Here is a 1,745-nt window from a genome sequence, read left to right as displayed (position 1 = left end):
CACTACAGCTTACCTTCCTAGTTGTCCTGCTACTAACCAGCTTAATAGTAAACAGGATAACTAGAAGGAACTTAGATAGGACGTAATGTCCTATCTTTTCCCTTACCGATATTACTTGCCCATAACCAACATATATTTGGTTATTTATGAAACTTCATTCAAAGGAGGTAACAATAATGAAGAAGTTGAAAGAGTTAATCCAAGATGGCAAGAAACTGGCAGAGAAAGCCACCTCACCTGAGATGCAAGAGAAGGTAGAGGAAGGTGCTGCCAGAGTACTAGGAACAGCTACCAACTCTCTGTATATCGCTGCCTTCGGTGCTACTGCAATGATTGGTGGTGCCGTAAAAGGCTTAGTCGATGGTGCTAAAGCCGTAGCAGCTGGTATGAAAGAGACTAACAAAGAGAGCAAACCTAACAGCCATCATCACATTCAAGGGGAGTAATCCCCTTCTCTTTGGAAAGGAAAATGAAAACGGAAGAGATCCTCAGCGCCACAGTCAGAGAGCCAAAGACTGTGGTACTGGAGCAACCAAGAAAGGTGGTCTGTCCTATTAGCTTTGAGGAAGTACACACAAGTAGCTCTGATATGGAGAAAAGGACAATGGTGTCTTTCACAAGCAAAGGACTCAAGGTATTCAAGCAACCATTCCACCAGCCATGGTATGCTGTCTCTATAAGAGACATAGACATGGTGGGTGTAGAAAGGATTGTTGTACCTGTAAAGAAGGCCACCATAAGTGGAATAAACAACATAACAGGAGCCATAGAGAACACCTATCTGATAGGTGTAGCAGCTTCTAATACACCGCTACTTCTGTATAGAACACCATCGATATTTGCAGAAGAACTAATCGGTGTAGATATCCAAGAGGCATATAAGTGGCTCTCCATAGGGATAACCAGGTCGGATAGCTGGATGAGACACATCGTAGTATAAACCGTATTCTCATCTGGTATATCTGACCGAAACCCCTCTCATATTGCTATTCCACTCCACAAATCATTTGGTTAATTATGAACTGATCGCTCTGTCAGTTCAAATACAACACCTAAGGAGGTAACAATGTCACAAGAGCAAACAAACAACAATCGAGCATTTGGATCTCAGATGTTTAGTGGTGTAGGTTATTGTGTAACCGATGCCACAGTAAATGAGACCAAGACAGGTAAGAGCGTACTTCACGTACGAGTAGCGTTTCCAACAAATCATAAGAACATCAACGGAGAGCAGCAAAAGCTGTTCGTTGACGTAGATCGTTGGAATACACCTGGCTTAGCTCAGTACTTAAAGAAGGGCAAAGAGGTTTGGATCTCTGGTCAGTTGGTAACTGAAACATATACCAACCAAGAAGGCCAGAATCGAAGCCGAGTGAAGCTTATAGCAGAAAGCATTCGCTTAATCGGAGCTCCTCGTAAGGCTCAAGCCGAAGAGTCCGAAGCAGTGGATGCACAAAGCGAAGCTGCACCCTTCTAAGCACTAAAGAGAGTGTCCCTAATATAGGGATGCTCTTCTTTTTTTCCAGCTAAGGGGGATGAATACCAAGAGGAGAGGTGTGGTGCTACGCTTCGCTCGCACCTGGAGATGGCGCTAACGCGCCTGTACTATCATTTGCTTGAGTACTTTGGACGATGCGGTGGATTGAGGTAGGAGTATGTATTATGTCAAGCAACGTATCATTTGCTTGGGCAAGTTGCTTGACATATTGTCTTATCTCTCTTGTATATGTAGGTATGAAGAGTAT

General features: G+C 43.6%; 4 protein-coding genes. 3 read left to right on the top strand and 1 reads right to left on the bottom strand.

Annotated elements, in window-relative coordinates; genetic code table 11:
- Positions 1-176: 176 nt before the first annotated feature.
- The 3 genes from D6694_05850 to D6694_05840 all read left to right on the top strand — a co-directional run bounded on the left by D6694_05850 (position 177) and on the right by D6694_05840 (position 1,477).
- Complete coding sequence (locus tag D6694_05850) at positions 177-446, top strand: hypothetical protein (protein ID RMH44450.1); 270 nt, start codon at positions 177-179, stop codon at positions 444-446.
- A gap of 23 nt (positions 447-469) precedes the next feature.
- Positions 470-940, top strand: coding sequence for a hypothetical protein (locus D6694_05845; protein ID RMH44449.1), 471 nt, complete (start codon positions 470-472; stop codon positions 938-940).
- 126 nt (positions 941-1,066) lie between these two features.
- A complete protein-coding gene (locus tag D6694_05840; GenBank protein RMH44448.1) occupies positions 1,067-1,477 on the top strand; it encodes a single-stranded DNA-binding protein in 411 nt (136 codons plus the stop codon).
- An 85-nt stretch (positions 1,478-1,562) separates the two neighbouring features.
- Here D6694_05840 and D6694_05835 read toward each other — a convergent pair.
- Positions 1,563-1,745 (bottom strand): hypothetical protein (locus D6694_05835; protein RMH44447.1); only part of this gene is annotated, 183 nt, incomplete at its 5' end.

The organism is Gammaproteobacteria bacterium (assembly GCA_003696665.1).
GTDB lineage: Bacteria > Pseudomonadota > Gammaproteobacteria > Enterobacterales.
Note: the sequence above shows the minus strand (reverse complement) of the source record. Positions and strands in the feature narration are given on the sequence as shown.